The organism is Streptomyces sp. NPDC016845 (genome assembly GCF_044332585.1).
Classification (GTDB): domain Bacteria; phylum Actinomycetota; class Actinomycetes; order Streptomycetales; family Streptomycetaceae; genus Streptomyces.
The window spans coordinates 463318-478776 of sequence record NZ_JBIRPI010000003.1 but is presented as its reverse complement, the minus strand read 5'-3'; the positions used below and the strand labels follow the sequence as shown (position 1 = coordinate 478776).

The 15459-nt window shown below is 71.5% G+C and carries 17 protein-coding genes and 1 pseudogene; 8 read left to right on the top strand and 10 right to left on the bottom strand.

The annotated features are described in order from the left end of the window. Nucleotides 1–20: 20 nt before the first annotated feature. A complete protein-coding gene (locus ACH4RC_RS12550; protein ID WP_398199201.1) occupies nt 21–773 on the top strand; it encodes an amino acid ABC transporter ATP-binding protein in 753 nt (250 codons plus the stop codon). A 319-nt stretch (nt 774–1092) separates the two neighbouring features. On the opposite strand, the gene ACH4RC_RS12545 is transcribed toward ACH4RC_RS12550, so the two are convergent. Beyond that, nucleotides 1093–1854 (bottom strand): class I SAM-dependent methyltransferase, encoded by a 762-nt coding sequence (locus ACH4RC_RS12545; protein WP_398198865.1) that lies wholly within the window; start codon nt 1852–1854, stop codon nt 1093–1095. A 149-nt stretch (nt 1855–2003) separates the two neighbouring features. Here ACH4RC_RS12545 and ACH4RC_RS12540 point away from each other — a divergent pair, with 149 nt between their 5' ends. Beyond that, nucleotides 2004–2642, top strand: coding sequence for a CGNR zinc finger domain-containing protein (locus tag ACH4RC_RS12540; protein WP_398198863.1), 639 nt, complete (start codon nt 2004–2006; stop codon nt 2640–2642). Here the strand turns inward: ACH4RC_RS12540 and sodX are convergent. Then, on the bottom strand, nt 2537–2989 hold the full coding sequence (sodX, locus tag ACH4RC_RS12535) for a nickel-type superoxide dismutase maturation protease (RefSeq protein ID WP_398198860.1): 453 nt from the start codon (nt 2987–2989) through the stop codon (nt 2537–2539). The genes ACH4RC_RS12540 and sodX overlap by 106 nt on opposite strands. Before the next feature lie 157 nt (nt 2990–3146). Between sodX and sodN the strand changes: the two genes are divergently transcribed. Together sodN and ACH4RC_RS12525 are read left to right on the top strand one after the other, a co-directional pair. Then, on the top strand, nt 3147–3542 hold the full coding sequence (gene sodN / locus ACH4RC_RS12530) for a superoxide dismutase, Ni (protein WP_365511445.1): 396 nt from the start codon (nt 3147–3149) through the stop codon (nt 3540–3542). A 239-nt stretch (nt 3543–3781) separates the two neighbouring features. After that, nucleotides 3782–4615, top strand: a complete 834-nt coding sequence (locus ACH4RC_RS12525) for a hypothetical protein (RefSeq protein WP_398198857.1) — start codon at nt 3782–3784, stop codon at nt 4613–4615. Here the strand turns inward: ACH4RC_RS12525 and ACH4RC_RS12520 are convergent. From ACH4RC_RS12520 to ACH4RC_RS12505, 4 genes and pseudogenes are all read right to left on the bottom strand, one after another. Next, nucleotides 4599–5531: a hypothetical protein gene (locus ACH4RC_RS12520; RefSeq protein ID WP_398198855.1), complete on the bottom strand. Its 933-nt coding sequence runs from the start codon at nt 5529–5531 to the stop codon at nt 4599–4601. The two genes, ACH4RC_RS12525 and ACH4RC_RS12520, sit on opposite strands and share 17 nt — an antisense overlap. Further along, nucleotides 5528–6076, bottom strand: a complete 549-nt coding sequence (locus tag ACH4RC_RS12515) for a sugar O-acetyltransferase (protein WP_398199199.1) — start codon at nt 6074–6076, stop codon at nt 5528–5530. The genes ACH4RC_RS12520 and ACH4RC_RS12515 overlap by 4 nt, the downstream gene beginning before the upstream one ends. A 33-nt stretch (nt 6077–6109) precedes the next feature. After that, nucleotides 6110–6448 (bottom strand): annotated as a pseudogene (locus ACH4RC_RS12510) (DUF952 domain-containing protein); the annotation flags it as partial. A 37-nt stretch (nt 6449–6485) separates the two neighbouring features. Then, a complete protein-coding gene (locus tag ACH4RC_RS12505) occupies nt 6486–7073 on the bottom strand; it encodes a dihydrofolate reductase family protein (protein WP_398198852.1) in 588 nt (195 codons plus the stop codon). Between the two features lie 169 nt (nt 7074–7242). Here ACH4RC_RS12505 and ACH4RC_RS12500 point away from each other — a divergent pair, with 169 nt between their 5' ends. Then, nucleotides 7243–7833 carry a TetR/AcrR family transcriptional regulator gene (locus ACH4RC_RS12500; protein ID WP_398199196.1) on the top strand — a complete coding sequence of 197 codons (591 nt, stop codon included), beginning with the start codon at nt 7243–7245 and terminating at the stop codon, nt 7831–7833. Between the two features lie 7 nt (nt 7834–7840). On the opposite strand, the gene ACH4RC_RS12495 is transcribed toward ACH4RC_RS12500, so the two are convergent. From ACH4RC_RS12495 to ACH4RC_RS12485, 3 genes are all read right to left on the bottom strand, one after another. After that, nucleotides 7841–8446, bottom strand: a complete 606-nt coding sequence (locus tag ACH4RC_RS12495) for a GNAT family N-acetyltransferase (RefSeq protein ID WP_398198850.1) — start codon at nt 8444–8446, stop codon at nt 7841–7843. A gap of 531 nt (nt 8447–8977) precedes the next feature. Next, complete coding sequence (locus tag ACH4RC_RS12490; RefSeq protein ID WP_398198847.1) at nt 8978–10150, bottom strand: family 2 encapsulin nanocompartment cargo protein polyprenyl transferase; 1173 nt, start codon at nt 10148–10150, stop codon at nt 8978–8980. 112 nt (nt 10151–10262) lie between these two features. Beyond that, nucleotides 10263–11669 carry a family 2B encapsulin nanocompartment shell protein gene (locus ACH4RC_RS12485; RefSeq protein ID WP_398198845.1) on the bottom strand — a complete coding sequence of 469 codons (1407 nt, stop codon included), beginning with the start codon at nt 11667–11669 and terminating at the stop codon, nt 10263–10265. A 187-nt stretch (nt 11670–11856) separates the two neighbouring features. Between ACH4RC_RS12485 and ACH4RC_RS12480 the strand changes: the two genes are divergently transcribed. From ACH4RC_RS12480 to ACH4RC_RS12470, 3 genes are all read left to right on the top strand, one after another. Beyond that, nucleotides 11857–12090 (top strand): hypothetical protein, encoded by a 234-nt coding sequence (locus ACH4RC_RS12480; RefSeq protein WP_398198842.1) that lies wholly within the window; start codon nt 11857–11859, stop codon nt 12088–12090. Nucleotides 12091–12241: 151 nt separating this feature from the next. Continuing rightward, on the top strand, nt 12242–12832 hold the full coding sequence (locus ACH4RC_RS12475; RefSeq protein WP_398198839.1) for an N-acetylmuramoyl-L-alanine amidase: 591 nt from the start codon (nt 12242–12244) through the stop codon (nt 12830–12832). Between the two features lie 62 nt (nt 12833–12894). Next, entirely contained in the window at nt 12895–13836 is a 942-nt protein-coding gene (locus tag ACH4RC_RS12470) for a 1-aminocyclopropane-1-carboxylate deaminase/D-cysteine desulfhydrase (RefSeq protein WP_398198838.1), read from the top strand. On the opposite strand, the gene ACH4RC_RS12465 is transcribed toward ACH4RC_RS12470, so the two are convergent. Continuing rightward, the gene (locus ACH4RC_RS12465; protein ID WP_398198835.1) at nt 13815–15413 is read right to left on the bottom strand and encodes a Na+/H+ antiporter; all 1599 of its coding nucleotides are present in this window, start codon (nt 15411–15413) and stop codon (nt 13815–13817) included. The two genes, ACH4RC_RS12470 and ACH4RC_RS12465, sit on opposite strands and share 22 nt — an antisense overlap. Between the last annotated feature and the right edge of the window lie 46 nt (nt 15414–15459).

The following is a 15459-nucleotide window of genomic DNA, read 5'->3' as shown; positions in this document are numbered from 1 at the left end:
CGGCCGCCGCCGACGCCACCATGGTCAAGTCCGAAGGCGTCCACAAGTCCTTCGGCAGCGTCGAGGTCCTCAAGGGCATCGATCTGGAGGTCAAGCAGGGCGAGGTCTTCTGCCTCATCGGCCCCTCCGGCTCCGGCAAGTCGACGTTCCTGCGCTGCATCAACCACCTGGAGAAGATCAACTCCGGTCGTCTCTACGTGGATGGAGAGCTGGTCGGTTACCGCCAGAAGGGCGACAAGCTCTACGAGCTGCGCGACAGCGAGGTCGCCCTCAAGCGCCGGGACATCGGCATGGTCTTCCAGCGCTTCAACCTCTTCCCGCACATGACGGCCCTGGAGAACGTCATGGAGGCGCCGGTCCAGGTCAAGGGCGTCTCCCGGGCCCAGGCCCGCGAGCGGGCGGGTGAGCTCCTGGAGCGGGTCGGCCTCGCCGACCGGGCGAGGAACTACCCCTCGCAGCTCTCCGGCGGCCAGCAGCAGCGCGTGGCGATCGCCCGCGCGCTCGCGATGGACCCGAAGCTGATGCTCTTCGACGAGCCGACCTCGGCGCTCGACCCCGAGCTGGTCGGTGACGTCCTCGACGTCATGCGCGGCCTCGCCGAGTCCGGCATGACGATGGTCGTCGTCACGCACGAGATGGGCTTCGCCCGCGAGGTCGGGGACAGTCTCGTCTTCATGGACGAGGGCGTGGTGGTGGAATCAGGCCATCCTCGCGACGTCCTGACGAACCCGCAGCACGAGCGGACGCAGGGCTTCCTCTCGAAGGTCCTCTAGCCGTCCCGGCCCACCCGGGACAGGGGCGCTCCGGCTTCACGATCCCGGAGCGCCCCTTTCCCGGTGGGTGCGCGTTTTCCGGGTCATCTGGGTGCGTGCCCGAGCGCGGCTCTCGTCGTGGTTGCTCGCGCAGTTCCCCGCGCCCCCGAAATGCGCACTCCGCGCACCATGTCCGGGGGCGCGCGTACGTGCGGAGCGCCCCGTCGGGGAAGGCGCGGCGGAGCCGCAGGCCTTCAGCGGCCCAGGGAACTGCGCGACCAGCCAGAACGCATACGCACCCCGCAAGAAGACCCAAGCCCCGCAGACGCGACCGCGACCGTCACTTCAGCGCCAGCACCATCACATCGGACGGCGACGCCCACACCGCGCGGGCCTCCGAGAACCCCGCCCCGCGAAGCGCCTCCGCATGCCAGGCGGCAGACGGCGCATCCCCGTCCGCGTGCTCCCCATAGATCTCGAACCGCCGAGCCGTAGGCCCGGCCAGTACGGGATCCGCGGCGGCCAGCTCCCACCACGCGGCCCAGTCGAGCGCCCCTTCCCGCTTCGCCGACTCCATACCCGCGTGCCGAAGCGCCCGCTCCGCGGCGTTGATCCGCGGCGTCGACCGGTCGATCATGTGGTCCGCGTTCATGAGGACGCCGCCGTCCCGGACGAGTCCGGCGACCTGACCGTAGAGCGTCGCGAGGGGTTCGGAGTGCAGCCAGTGCAGGGCGGTGGCGGTGAGCACGGCGTCGTACGAGGTGTGCGGCAGCGCCTCCGTCCAGCGCGGGTCCTTGAGGTCGGCGGTGACGAAGCCGACGCGCGGGTCGCCCTCGAAGGTGCCGCGCGCGATGGCGAGCAGCGCCGGGTCGAGGTCGACCCCTACGCTGGTCGCCTCCGGGAACCGGGCGAGCAGCCGCGCGGTGATGCTGCCGGTGCCGCAGGCGAGGTCGAGGACGCGGGGCGCACGCCCGACACACGCCTCGACCATGTCGAGCATCACCCGGAACCGCTCCTCGCGGTCGGGCATGTACCACTCCTGCTGCCGGTCCCAGCTCCGCTGCCAGGCGTGCCAGTCGGTGCCTGTGGCGGTGTCCGTCATGAAGCCCTCCCGTGCGGGCATCGTGTGCGTGATGCCCTGTGCCATCCGTCGCGTGGCGCCGCACCCTCGCCTGCGTAATACCCTGAATACCGATACGAGCATTACAAGCGCCTCGCCCTGACCCTAGCCCGCCCCCGTAAGGACTACAAGTGGAACTGGCCTATTACTCGGACTACGCCGTGCGCCTCGTCAACACGGAGGAGCCGGTCCGCGGCAAGGACAGCCTGACCTCCGTGGACGCGGTGCGCGCACTGTTCGGCGCCAACCAGGAGGCGGCCCGTCGTGCGGCGGACGCCGACCTGACCCGGTTCAGGAGCGTCCGCGGCCGCCTGCGCGCGGTGTTCGAGGCGGCCGACGGCGGCGACGAGACGCTCGCGGTGAACCTGCTGAACTCACTCCTCCTGGAGTTCCCGGTGAGCCCGCAGATCTCCGGCCACGACCACCGCGACGACGACGGCCGCCCCCTGTGGCACATGCACCTGGCCGACCACCCGTCGAACGCGACGGCGGGCTACGCCGCGATCGCCGCCATGGGCCTCGCCTTCCACCTCACCGAGTACGGCGTGGACCGCCTCGGCCTGTGCGAGGCGGCCCCGTGCCGCAACGCCTACCTGGACACGTCCACCAACCGCTCCCGGCGCTACTGCTCCGACCGCTGCGCGACCCGCGCCAACGTCGCCGCCTACCGCGCCCGCAAGCGTCTGGAGGCCGAGCGGCCCGACCGGTCCGAGAACACCGGCCGCACCGCGCCGAGCGCCCAGGACACCACGGCCATCGCCGACCGCTGACCCTCGCCCTCCGCCCACGGCCTGCGCCGCCGCAGCCGCCCGCGCACCTTGGCGAGCACGAGGTCGTCCGGCACGACCCCGTACACCGTGCTGTCGCCGCCGGCGCCCGGGTTGTCGCCGAGCACCCACCAGCCGCCCTCGCGCCGCTCGGCGATCCGCTTCACCACCAACAGGTCCTGCTGGAAGGGGTGGCGCAAGACGATGACGTCCCCGGGCCGCACCCGGGCGCCGTACTGCACCAGCATCCAGTCACCGTGGTACAGCGTCGGCACCATCGACGGACCGTCCACCTCGATGATCTGAAACGGCACCTTCGTCCCGCGCCCTTCCCCGATCGTCTCGGGCATCTGCCGACCTCCCCGGTTTCCGTCCGCCGGTCCCATCCTCCACCTGTCCCAGTGTCACCCTGGACTTTTGGCCTAAGCCCCCGGGGGCACCCGAGAAAAGCCGTGCTCCACGGAGTAATGTCGCACCCGAGAAGACGATCACGAGGAAGGACAGCACATGCTTTCCCGCCTGTTCGCCCCCAAGGTGAAGGCCAGCGCTCACTGCGACCTCCCCTGCGGCGTGTACGACCCGGCCCAGGCCCGCATCGAGGCCGAGTCGGTCAAGGCCGTCCAGGAGAAGATGGCCGGCAACGACGACCCGCACTTCCAGGCGCGCGCCACCGTCATCAAGGAGCAGCGTGCCGAGCTCGCCAAGCACCACGTCTCGGTGCTGTGGAGCGACTACTTCAAGCCCCCGCACTTCGAGAAGTACCCGGAGCTGCACCAGCTGGTCAACGACACCCTGAAGGCCCTCTCGGCCGCCAAGGGCTCGACCGACCCGGCCACGGGCCAGAAGGCCCTGGACTACATCGCCCAGATCGACAAGATCTTCTGGGAGACCAAGAAGGCCTGATCAGGCCTGATCACGGTCTGAACCAGGGCTGCTGAACCACCGGTTCCGGTGACCGGCGGGCGGTGCACCCTCGCGGGCCCCGGACCATCCGAAGGGGCCCGGCCGACGAACTCGGCCGGGCCCCTTCGGCGTACCCCAGCGCCCCGAGCACCCCGAACGCCCCAGGTGTACCGAGTGAGTGCCCCGGGTGCCCCGCCGTCAGAAGACCGCCTGGTGCCCCGACGTCAGGAGACCGCCCCGTGCCCCGCCGCCCCCGCGTCCTCTACGTGACCGACCTGGCCTACCAGGCCCGTGGCCGCCGCTACTGCGACGAGGACATCTTCCTCACCTCGCGCCTGCGTTCCGCGTTCGACCTCGCCCTCTGCCACCCCTTGGACGCGACCGCGCTCATGGACGGCTTCGACGTGGTCGTGGTCCGCAACAGCGGCCCCGTCCTCGGCTACCAGGAGGCGTACGCGGCCTTCCGCGCCGAGGCCCTCGCCCGCGGCACGACCGTCTACAACCCGTTGACCGGCCGCGCCGACATGGCCGGCAAGCAGTACCTGCCGGACCTGACCCGGGCCGGCCATCCGGTGATCCCGACGGTCGAGAGCGCCGCCGACCTCGACCGCCTGCCCGAGGCCGGCGCGTACGTGGTGAAGCCGAAGCTGGGCGCGGACTCGATGGGCCTGCGCGTCGTGTCCCCGGCCGAACTCCACGACCTCCCGCCCAACCATGCCCTCCTGATCCAGCCCCACATCGACTTCACGTACGAGGTCTCCTTCTACTTCGTCGACCGCACCCTCCAGTACTCCCTGTACGCCCCCGACCCCGAGCGCCGCTGGGACCTGCGCCCGTACGAACCCACCACCGCCGACCGCGCGTTCGCCCGGCACTTCATCGACTGGAACGCCCTCCCGTACGGGATCCAGCGCGTCGACGCCTGCCGCACCCGCGAGGGCGCCCTGCTCCTCGTGGAGCTGGAGGACCTGAACCCGTACCTCTCGCTCGGCCTTCTCGACGAGGCGACGCGCGACGCGTTCGTGACGGCGATGACCGAGTCGGTCCGCGAGGCCGTCACCCCGCTGCCATGACCTCCCGCACGTTGCTGAGCAACCGGTCCCGGTCCGCGCGTACGGAGTCGAACTCGGCCTTATGCTCGACGAGTTCGCGGCGCTGGAGGCGTTCCGTGACCGCCCACCACACCCCCGCCGTGTTGTGTGCGCGCTTGCACTCGACGTCGGCGACGGCCGTACCGGTCTCCCGCCGCGTGTGCTTCGTGTTGCCGTCCTTCCCGCGCCGCCACGCCTTGTCGCTGGAGGCGGCCACGGGGTCGGTGTACCGCTTGAAGCCCTTGTCGACCACGCAGTCCGCCCAGGCCCGGTAGGCGCGGCGCAGACGCGGTTCCCGTTCGGCCCGCTCGCGGACGGTGTACTCGCGTTCGGTGACGTACGTCCACATGCGCTTGACGTCCCGCACTCCGCGCTGGATCCGCCGGTACGCCTCCCCCGAGCAGCCGCTGTACTCGGCCCGCCGGTCGCCGTAGTAGACCTCGGACTCCTCGCGCGTCATCATCCGTCCGGCGTGCCGACGCGGGCCGCTCGCCCTCGCCGGGTCCCAGCCGTACCCCCAGCGCCCGGCCTGCTCAGGATCGTAGGAGCCGACCGGTCCCGTGTTCACGGAGACAGCCGTCAACGTGACCGTGCCGGCCATGGTGAACGGCTTCGGATCCCGCGGGAAGCCGGCGAAGCCGTGCCGGACCATGCAGCGCTGGGCGAGCAGCCCGACCGCGGACTCCATGTCCCGGTGCGCATCCTCGCCGTGGTCGCCCCCGTCGAACTCGTATTTCCGCAACGGCAGATCGGGCATCTCGTCGTCCGTCCACACGACCGGTGTCCCGTCGGCCCAGGTCTGCGCGTGCCCGGCGCCCGCACCGGCACCACCGTCACCTCCCGCACAGCCGATCGCCACCACCGCGACCGCGACGCACACCGCCCCCCGGCGTCTCACTCCCCAGCCGCCCCGATCTTGCGGACCACCCGCGCGGGGTTGCCCACGGCGACCACGTCCGGCGGCAGGTCGCGGGTGACGACGGATCCGGCACCCACCACCGTGTTCGCGCCGATCGTGACGCCGGGGCAGACGATGACACCGCCGCCCAGCCACACGTTGTCGCCGATGGTGACGGGCTTCGCCGCCTCCCACTTGGCGCGGCGCGGCGCGGGGTCGACGGGGTGGGTGGGCGTGAGGAGCTGGACGTTCGGACCGATCTGCACGTCCTCGCCGATCCGGATGGGCGCCACGTCCAGGAAGACGGCCCCCCGGTTGACGGACGTGCGTGCGCCGATGCTGATGTACTGCCCGTAGTCGACGGCGAACGGCGGGCGCACCACGACGTCCTCACCGACCTCGCCGAGGAGTTCGCGCAGCAGCGCGCCTCGGGCCGGCAGATCGGTGACGCTGCTCGCGTTGTACCGCTCGGCCAGTTCGGCACCACGCAGCGCGTCGGCGGTGAGGACGGGGTCGTCGGCGAGGTAGAGGTCCCCGGCGAGCATGCGCTCCTTCTGGCTACGTTCCTGAGGACGCGGCCAGTCCCGTACCTCGGTCACCGCGCCGACCGCCAACGGCCCGTACAGGTGCGGGAACTCCTCGCCGCCCGGCACCCCGGGCTCCACGCGCACCGGCACGTCGAGCCGCTCGCGATCGATGACCAGGACGACGAGCTCCCCGGCCGCCCCGCCCTGCCCGGCGCCCTTCCCGGGGCCGTACAGCATGTCGGCGACGGCCCGGAGCTGGTGCGGGAACGAGCAGTGGATGAACCCGACCTCCTCGAGGGACTTGCCGCGGGTCGACATCGCGTACGCGCCGGTCGCCCGGGCGCTCTCCCACAGGGCGCGCTCGGTGAGGTGCAACAGTTCGATCGCCATGGGCCCAATCTATGGGCTTCTTCGGTCTGGCTGAGAGCTAACGGCGCCTGGTGTAGCGGCGGACGATCGCGCCTTTCGCGAAGGTGCGGGTCTCCGCGAGGTCGAACTCGGCGAGGGCGTAATTCCGGCCCGCGAACATGGGCATGCCACCGCCGAAGACCACCGGATAGGTCTTGATCACGAGCTCGTCGATCTCGTCCGCGAGCAGCCCGGCCAGCTGGGCGCCCCCACAGAGCCAGATCCCCAGCTCGCCGCTCTCCGCCTTGAGTTCCCGCACCTTGCCGACGACATCGTCATGGATCAGCTCCACGTGCGGGTGCGGGGACTCGGCGAGGCTGCGCGTCGCGACGTACTCGCGCAGATGCCCGTACGGGCTGAGCATCCCGGCGTCGATACCCACCTGGTAGCTGCGGCGGCCCTGGAGGACGGTGTCGTACTTCTTGTTCGCGACCCCGTCGAGGCCGAGGATGCGGCGGCCCTCCGACGAGATGGTCTCCGGATACTCCTCGACGAGGAACTGCCGGAACTCGTCGTCGACGTAGGACATGAACATCATTCCGTCACCGGACTCGTCACCGATGAAGCCGTCGACGGAGGCGGCGATGAAGTACGAGAGCTTGCGCAAACCGGTCTCTTCTCACTGGACGGCGATTCGGTTGGCCGGAGGACGCCTGCTGCAGGACGACCGCTCAGGACGACCGCTCAGAACGACCGCTCAACCACTGCAGTTATAGTACTTCGTGCGTAGTGGTTGCAAGGGGTACGAGAAAGAACCGGGAATGGAGTTCGGAAACATGGTGAAGAACCCGGAGCGCCGGGCCGTCCTCGTGGACGCGGCCGTCGAGGTGCTCGCGGCCGAGGGCGCGCGCGGCCTGACCTTCCGCGCGGTCGACACGGCGGCGGGCGTCCCCACGGGGACGTCGTCCAACTACTTCGCCAACCGCGACGACCTGCTCCACCAGATCGACGCCTGGCTGCACGAGCGGCTCGCGCCGGACCCGGAGGCCGTCGCGGAGCTGCTGAAACGGCCGAGGGACCGCGCCCTGGTCACGGCGTTCATGCACGACCTGATCGGCCGGGTCAAGGGCGACCGCACCGGCTTCCTCGCGATGATGGAGATGCGCCTGGAGGCGACGCGACGCCCCGCGCTCCGTACGTCCCTGATGACATCGCTCCGCGGCGACCTCGACTTCGGCATCGCGTTCAACGCCGAATCGGAGCTGCCCGGCGGCGCGGAGGAGATCACCCTGCTCTACCTGGGCATGCTCGGCCTCATCCTGGAGCACCTCACGATGCCGGGCATGCTGGACGGCGCGATCCCGGGCGTGAGCGTGCCGGACGGCATCGTGGAACGCCTGGTGGAACGAATCGTGCCGTCCACCTGAATCGTGTTCAGCCGCTCTGCGGCTCCCGCCACATGGGCCACAGCGACGGGCCGTCGGGCAGGTCGACGGCGGTCCCGGTGAACACGAAGCCGAGCCGCTCGTACAGGGCGCGGCTGCGGGCGTTGCTCGCCTCCAGGTAGGCGGGCAGCCCCTCGCGGTCGCACCGCTCGAGGACCGGAGCCATCAGCGCGGTCCCCAGGCCCTCGCCCTGCCGCTCCGGCCTGACGCCGATCATCCACAGATAGACGTGCGCGCGGCCCGTGGGATGCGCGGCCTCGGTCAGCCGGGCGATCTGCTCGACCCGCTCGTTGTCGGGATCGACGGCGGCCCGCACTTGCGCGGCCCCGTCCACGCCTTCCTCCTGGTCCTCGCCCGCCGCCTCGGGTACGTCCATCCACAGGGCGACGGCGGTGCCGTCCTCCGCGAGGTCTATATAGCCGTCGGCGAAGGTGGCGTCGGTGAACGCCCCCATCAGATACGCGTGCCGCGCCCGCCTGCGCTCCTCCTCGGGGAACACCCACCTGCTCACGGGATCGTCCATGAACGCCTCGTCGAGCAACCCCACGACGAAGTCCCGCTCACTCACCACCGCCCGCCGTATCCGCACACCCACGCCGATAGCCCCCTCGCCTCGCCTCGTCACCCACCAACCGGTGCTGCCCGCCCGGCGATTGGCACCCTAAGCGATCACATGGGGGGACGACTATGGGTCTCGGGGCCATGGACCGGGGGCGGCAGGTCCCGGAGCGGCGGGCCCGAAAGCGATGGGCCCGGGTGCGGCGGGTCCGGGTGCGGCAGACCTGGGCGCGGCAGACCCGGGCGCGGCGGGCCCGGGTGCGGCGGGCCTGGGTGCGGCGGGCCCGATGGCAGCGAGCGCCGGGGCGGCTGGCCCCGGGGCGGCGGGCCCGGGCGCGGCGGGCCCGGATGCGGCGGGCCCGACGGCAGCGAGCCCCGGGTGCGGCGGGCCGGACGGCAGCGAGCCCCGGGTGCGGCGGGCCGGACGGCAGCGAGCCCGGGGGCGACTGGTCCCCGAGCGGCGGTCTCGGGCGCGGCAGACCCGGGTGCGGCGAGCGCCGGGGCGGCTGGTCCCGGAGCGGCAGACCCGGATGCGGCAGACCCGGCGCCCGGTGGAACGGCCCCGCTCTCAGTACCCCCGCCGCGTCACGAACTCCGCCAGTGACAGCAATCCGCCCGCCGCCTCCGGCACCGGGACCGCCCGGGACAGTTCGTGCAGGGCGCGGGCCATCTCGTCCGCGGCTCGCGCCTGGGCCCAGTCGCGGCCGCCCGCGCGCTCGACGGCCAGCGCGATGGCCTCCAACTCGGCGGGGCCCTCCTTCTCGGGGCCCGGTGGCCCGTACAGCGCGGCCAGTTCCTCAGCCGCCGGACCGCCGGAGGCGAGCGCCGCGACGACGGGCAGGGACTTCTTGCGGACGGCGAGGTCGGCCCCGGCCGGCTTGCCGGTGCGGGCCGGGTCGCCCCAGATGCCGATCACGTCGTCGATGAGCTGGAAGGCGAGGCCCGCCGCCCGCCCGAACGCGTCGAGCGCCGCGGCCTCCTCCTCGCCCGCGCCCGCGTACAGCCCCCCGATGGCGCACGCACACCCGAGCAGTGCCCCCGTCTTGGCCTCCGCCATGACCAGGGTCTCCTCGAGCGACACCTCCCGGGGCCCGCGCCCCTCGAGGGCCACGTCCGTGGACTGCCCGGAACACAACTCCACGACGCACGCGGCAAGCCGCGCCGCCGCGGCCGGAGCCGCCGGGTGCGGGTCCTCCGCGATCATCCGCTGGGCCTGGGCCTGCAACGCGTCCCCCACCAGAATCGCGTCGGCGTCCCCGAACACGGTCCAGGCGGTCGGCCGGTGCCTGCGCGTCTCGTCCCGGTCCAGTACATCGTCGTGCAGCAAGGTGAAGTTGTGCGTCAGCTCCACGGCCGCCGCCGCCCGTACGGCCCGCTCGGCCCGCCCCCCGAGGGCGCGCGACGCGGCGAGCACGAGTGCGGGCCGCACCGCCTTGCCCGCGTTACCCGCCACGGGCGTGCCGTCCGCCTCCGCCCAGCCGAAGTGGTACAGGGCGACGCCGCGTATGGACCCCGGCAGCAGCTCGACGGCGCGTCGCAGCTCGGGCCCGACCGACGCCCTGGCCTGCGCCAGGATGATTTCCGCCTCCGCGGTCTCCCGCGCGGCCGGGCTCTGCTCCCCGCGCCCGGCCGCGCCCCCGTCGGGCACCGCGGGCGCGGGTACCGCCTTCGCCGCCTGTTTCCGACCCGCGTTCGCCTCGGCAGGCCCCGCTGTCCCTCGCGTCTCCGCCGTCTGCGTCATGAACTCACCCCGGGAAGGGCGCGGACGGTGGCGGGTCCGCTGGTGTCGGGCGCGTATCCCCTGGGTGTACCCGCCCTGCCGGGCGGGGACACGGCCGACCATGGACGGGCCGTCACTGCCACCGGCCGATCTCGACGTTCTCCAGCACCCCGAGCGCGTCCGGCACCAGGACCGCCGCCGAGTAGTACGTGGTCACCAGGTACGAGATGATCGCCTGCTCGCTGATGCCCATGAACCGCACCGACAGGCTCGGCTCGATCTCGTCCGGGATGCCGGTCTGCTGGAGCCCGATGACGCCCTGCTCCTCCTCCCCCGTACGCATGCAGATGATGGAGGTGGTCCGCGCGTCCGAGACCGGGATCTTGGCGCAGGGGTAGATCGGCACACCGCGCCAGGTCGGGATGCGGTGCCCGCCCATGTCGATGCTCTCGGGGACCAGGCCCCGCTTGTTGCACTCCCGGCCGAACGCGGCGATCGCCTTCGGGTGCGCCAGGAACAGCTTGGACCCGCGCCGCCTGCTGAGCAGCTCGTCCATGTCGTCGGGGGTCGGCGCACCGTTGTGCGGCTGGAGCCGCTGGTCGTACTCGCAGTTGTTGAGCAGCCCGAACTCGGCGTTGTTGACCAGCTCGTACTCCTGGCGCTCCTTCAGCGCCTCGACGGTGAGGCGGAGCTGGTGCTCCGTCTGGTTCATCGGGTGGTTGTAGAGGTCGGCCACGCGCGTGTGGACGCGCAGCACGGTCTGCGCGACGCTCAGCTCGTACTCGCGCGGCGCCGACTCGTAGTCGACGTACGTGCCGGGCAGCACGGCCTCGCCGACGTGGCCCGCGGAGAGGTCGATCTCCTTCTCGCCGAAGTCGTTGGCCCGCTGCTCCGGGATCGCCCGCAACTGCTGCAGGTGGTTGCCGAGCGCGTCGGACCGCTCCGCGATCTGCTCCAGGTCACGGCGCGGCAGCACGAGCACGGTGCACGCGGTGATCGCGCGGGCCGTGTACTCCCACATGCTGTCCGGGTCGAGGAGGGCCTGTTCGCCGAAGAACGCGCCGTCGGCGAGTACGCCGAGGCGCGCGTCGTCCCCGTAGGGTCCCGTCCCGATCTTCTCCACGCGGCCGTGCGCGAGCAGGTACGCCTCGTCGGCCTGGCTGCCGAAGGAGGCGAGCACGTCACCGGCGGCGAACTCCCGCTGCGTGCACCGCTGGGCCAGTTCGCCCAGGACGTCGGGGTCCTCGAAGCCGCGCAGCGCCGGCAGCTCTCCCAGCTCGGCCGGGACGACCCGCACCTGGTCCCCGGTCTTCACGAACGTGATCCGTCCGTCCCCGACCGTGTAACTCAGACGCCGGTTGACCCGGTACGTGCCGCCCTTCACGTTCACCCAGGGCAGCGCCCGCAGCAGCCAGCGGGAGCTGATCTCCTGCATCTGCGGCGCGGACTTGCTGGTGGTGGCCAGATTTCGCGCGGCGGATGTGCCGAGGCTCTTCTGTGACCCCGACTGCTCCGTGCGGACCTCTTCGCCTACCGACATGGAATGCCTCCTGATCAGGTACCGACCTGCGACGGCAAAGACTTTCAGCACTTTCTGTAAACGCGCCATTACACAAACGAGGGGGAATGGATCTCGCTCCGACGGGGCATTAGTCGCGTTTTGCGGAACTCCGCGGTCCACCGGCACGTTGATCGGACAACAACCACACCGGCAAGAGGAGACGACCATGGCGGGCTTCCTGGACCGTGCCAAGGAGCAGGCGCAGCGCGGTCTGACGCAGGGCAAGCAGAAGCTGGACGTCGTGCAGGCGCAGCGCGCCGGCGGCGATCTGCTGAAGAAGCTGGGTGCCGCGTACTACGAGGAGCGCAAGGGCACCGGCAGCCCGGACGCCACGCAGCAGGCGCTGCAGGCCCTGGAGGCCCACATCGCGGTGAACGGGGACGGCTTCCTGCGCGCCTGAGGCCCGTCCGCGCCGTGAGGGCGGGGGGAGCCGATGTCCGGAACGGCTCGCACGGAATACGAACGGCTGGTCCCCGGCGGGTAGTTGCGGGTAGAAGCAGCGTACGAGACGGTGCGCGACGGGCGGCCGTCGCGCCCGTGAGGAGACGGTCATGGCCTCACCCATGTCCGCGAACACCTTTCTCGCCGCTCTCAAGAACGAGGGACTGACGGTCGTCCAGGTCGGCGACTGGAAGCAGCACAACCGCAACAGCAAGGGAGCCTGGGGGCCGATGCACGGGGTGATGATCCATCACACCGTCACCAAGGGCAGCGAGGCCACGGTCCGCATCTGCCGCGAGGGCCATCCGAGCCTGCCCGGACCGCTCTGTCACGGCGTCATCACGAAGGACGGCCGCGTCCACCTGGTCGGGTACGGGCGGGCAAACCACGCGGGTCTCGGGGATGACGACGTCCTGCGCGCCGTCATCGCCGAGAAGGCGCTGCCGCACGACAACGAGGCGAACACCGACGGCAACCGCCACTTCTTCGGCTTCGAGTGCGAGAACATGGGCGACGGGCGGGACCCGTGGCCCGCGGTGCAGCTCGAGGCCATCGAGAAGGCGGCCGCGGCGGTCTGCCGCCACTACGGCTGGACGGAGCGCTCCGTCATCGGCCATCTGGAGTGGCAGCCCGGAAAGATCGACCCGAAGGGGTTCACGATGGCGTCGATGCGCAAGCGCATCGGTGACCGTCTCAAGTAACACGCTCCGCGCGATCTCGAGCACCGCACCGCGCGCGGTGCGGGCGCCCGGACAGATGTCCGATGTTCGACAATGTCCGGGTGCCCCGCCCGATCACCGGCGCCCTGCGCCCCCGGCTGCCGTCACCTCTCACCGAGGTCGGCGACGACCGTTTCGCGCGCCATGGCGTGCGCCTGCTGCTCAAGCGGGACGATCTGATCCACCCGGATCTGATCGGCAACAAGTGGCGCAAACTTGCCCCGAACCTGGCGGCGGCGCGCGGCCGTGCCCTCGTCACGTTCGGCGGCGCCTACTCGAACCATCTGCGGGCCACGGCCGCCGCCGGGCGTCTCCTGGGCGTGCCCACCCTCGGCATCGTGCGCGGCCAGGAGCTGGCGGAGCGGCCGCTCAACCCGTCCCTGGCGGCCTGCGCGGCCGACGGCATGCGCCTGCACTTCGTCGACAGGGCGACGTACCGGCGGAAGAACGACCCGGACGTCCTGGCCGCGCTCATGGACGCCACCGGAGCGACGGACGCCTACGTCGTCCCCGAGGGCGGCAGCAACGCCCGCGCGGTGGCGGGCTGCACGGAGCTCGGCCATGAACTGCGCGGCCGAGCCGACGTCGTCGCTGTCGCCTGCGGGACGGGCGGCACCCTCGCGGGCCTCGCCGCCGGGCTCGCCCCAGGGCAGCGCGCCCTGGGCGTCTCCGTCCTGAAGGGCGGCTTCCTGACGGCCGAGGTCCGCGCCCTCCAGGAGGCGGCGTTCGGCGGCCCCCGCGGCACCTGGCGCATCGAGGACCGTTTCCATTGCGGCGGCTACGCGCGCGTGCCCGCGTATCTGTCGGAGTTCGCGGACGACTTCGAGCGGCGCCATGGTGTCCCGGTCGAGCATCTCTATGTCGCCAAGATGCTGTATGCCCTTGTCACTCTCACGGAAGAGGGCCTGTTCGCCACCGGCACGACCCTCGCCGCCGTCGTCACCGGAGCCCCCTTCGAGGGCGCTCAGTCGTCGACCTCCCGGTAGGCGGCGGCCTCCTCCAGGTCGAGCTTGCGCAGCAGGGTGCGCATCATCTCGTCGTCGATCCGCCGCTCGTCCCGCATCCGTACGAAGACCTCGCGCTCGGCCGCGATGGCCTCGCGCGCGAGCCTGCGGTACGTGTCGTCGGCGGACTCCCCCGTCACCGGGTTGGGCTGGCCGAGCCGCTCCCAGACGGAGTTGCGGCGCCGCTCCAGAACGGTGTGCAGACGGTCCTGGAGCGGCTGTGGCAGGCAGTTCCGCTCGTCCTGCATCAAGGCGTCCACGCGCTCCTCCGCGGCGGTGGAGGCCACGTTCTGGGCCTGCGCCTCCGCGAGCGTCTCGCGCTGGACGTCGCGCCCCGGCAGCTTCAGGGCCTTGATCAGCGCCGGCAGGCTGAGCCCCTGCACCACGAGGGTGCCGATGACGGTGGTGAAGGTCAGGAAGAGCACCAGGTTGCGCGCGGGGAACTCCTCGCCGTCCTCCGTGACGAGCGGGATGGAGAACGCGATGGCCAGCGACACCACCCCGCGCATCCCCGCCCAGCTCACGACGAGCGGGCGTTTCCAGTCGGTGTCGTCCTCGCGCTCCCTGATCCGCGCCGACAGGAACATCGGCAGATAGGAGGCCGGGTACGACCACACGAAGCGGACCACGACCACCAGGACGAACACCCCTACCGCGTACCAGACGGCCTGCGCCACGCTGTACTCGCCGAGGCCCTTCAGGACGACGCGCAACTGCAGACCGATGAGCGCGAAGACCGACGACTCCAGGATGAACGAGACGACCTTCCACACCGCGGCCTCCTGGAGCCGCGTCTCGAAGTCGACCTGCCAGGAGTGGTGCCCGAGGTACAGGGCGACGGTGACGACCGCGAGGACCCCGGAGGCACCCACCTGCTCCGCCGCCGCGTATGCCACGAAGGGGATCAGCAGCGACAAGGTGTTCTGCAGGACCGCCTCGGTGAGGCGCTTGCGCAGCCAGTGCAGCGGCACCATGAGCAGCAGCCCGACCCCGACACCGCCGACGGCGGCCACCAGGAACTCACGGATGCCGCCCGCCCAGCTCGCCCCCTCCCCGACGGCAGCGGCCAGCGCCACCTTGTAGGCGGTGATCGCGGTCGCGTCGTTCACCAGGGACTCGCCCTGGAGGATCGTGGTGAGCCGCGCGGGGAGGCCCACCCGGCGCGCGATCGCCGTCGCGGCCACCGCGTCGGGCGGGGCGATCACCGCGCCGAGGACGAGCGCGGCGGTCAGCGGCAGGTCCGGGATCAGCTCGTACGCCAGCCAGCCCACGGCCACCGTGGCGAACAGGACGTAGCCCACGGAGAGCAGTGCGACGGGTCTGATGTTGGCCCGCAGGTCCAGGTAGGAGCTCTCCAGGGCGGCCGTGTGCAGCAGCGGCGGAAGGATCAGCGGCAGCACGATGTGCGGGTCGAGCGCGTACGCGGGGATCCAGGGCACGTAAGAGGCCACCAGGCCGGCCGCGACCAGCAGGAGCGGTGCCGGTATCGGTGTCCTGCGCGCCACTCCCGCCACCGCGGCACTCGCCGCGACCAACCCCACCAGTGGCAAAACGTCCATCCCCAGCCTTCCGCCGTCCTTCTCACGTCCCCCGTCGTAACCTGGC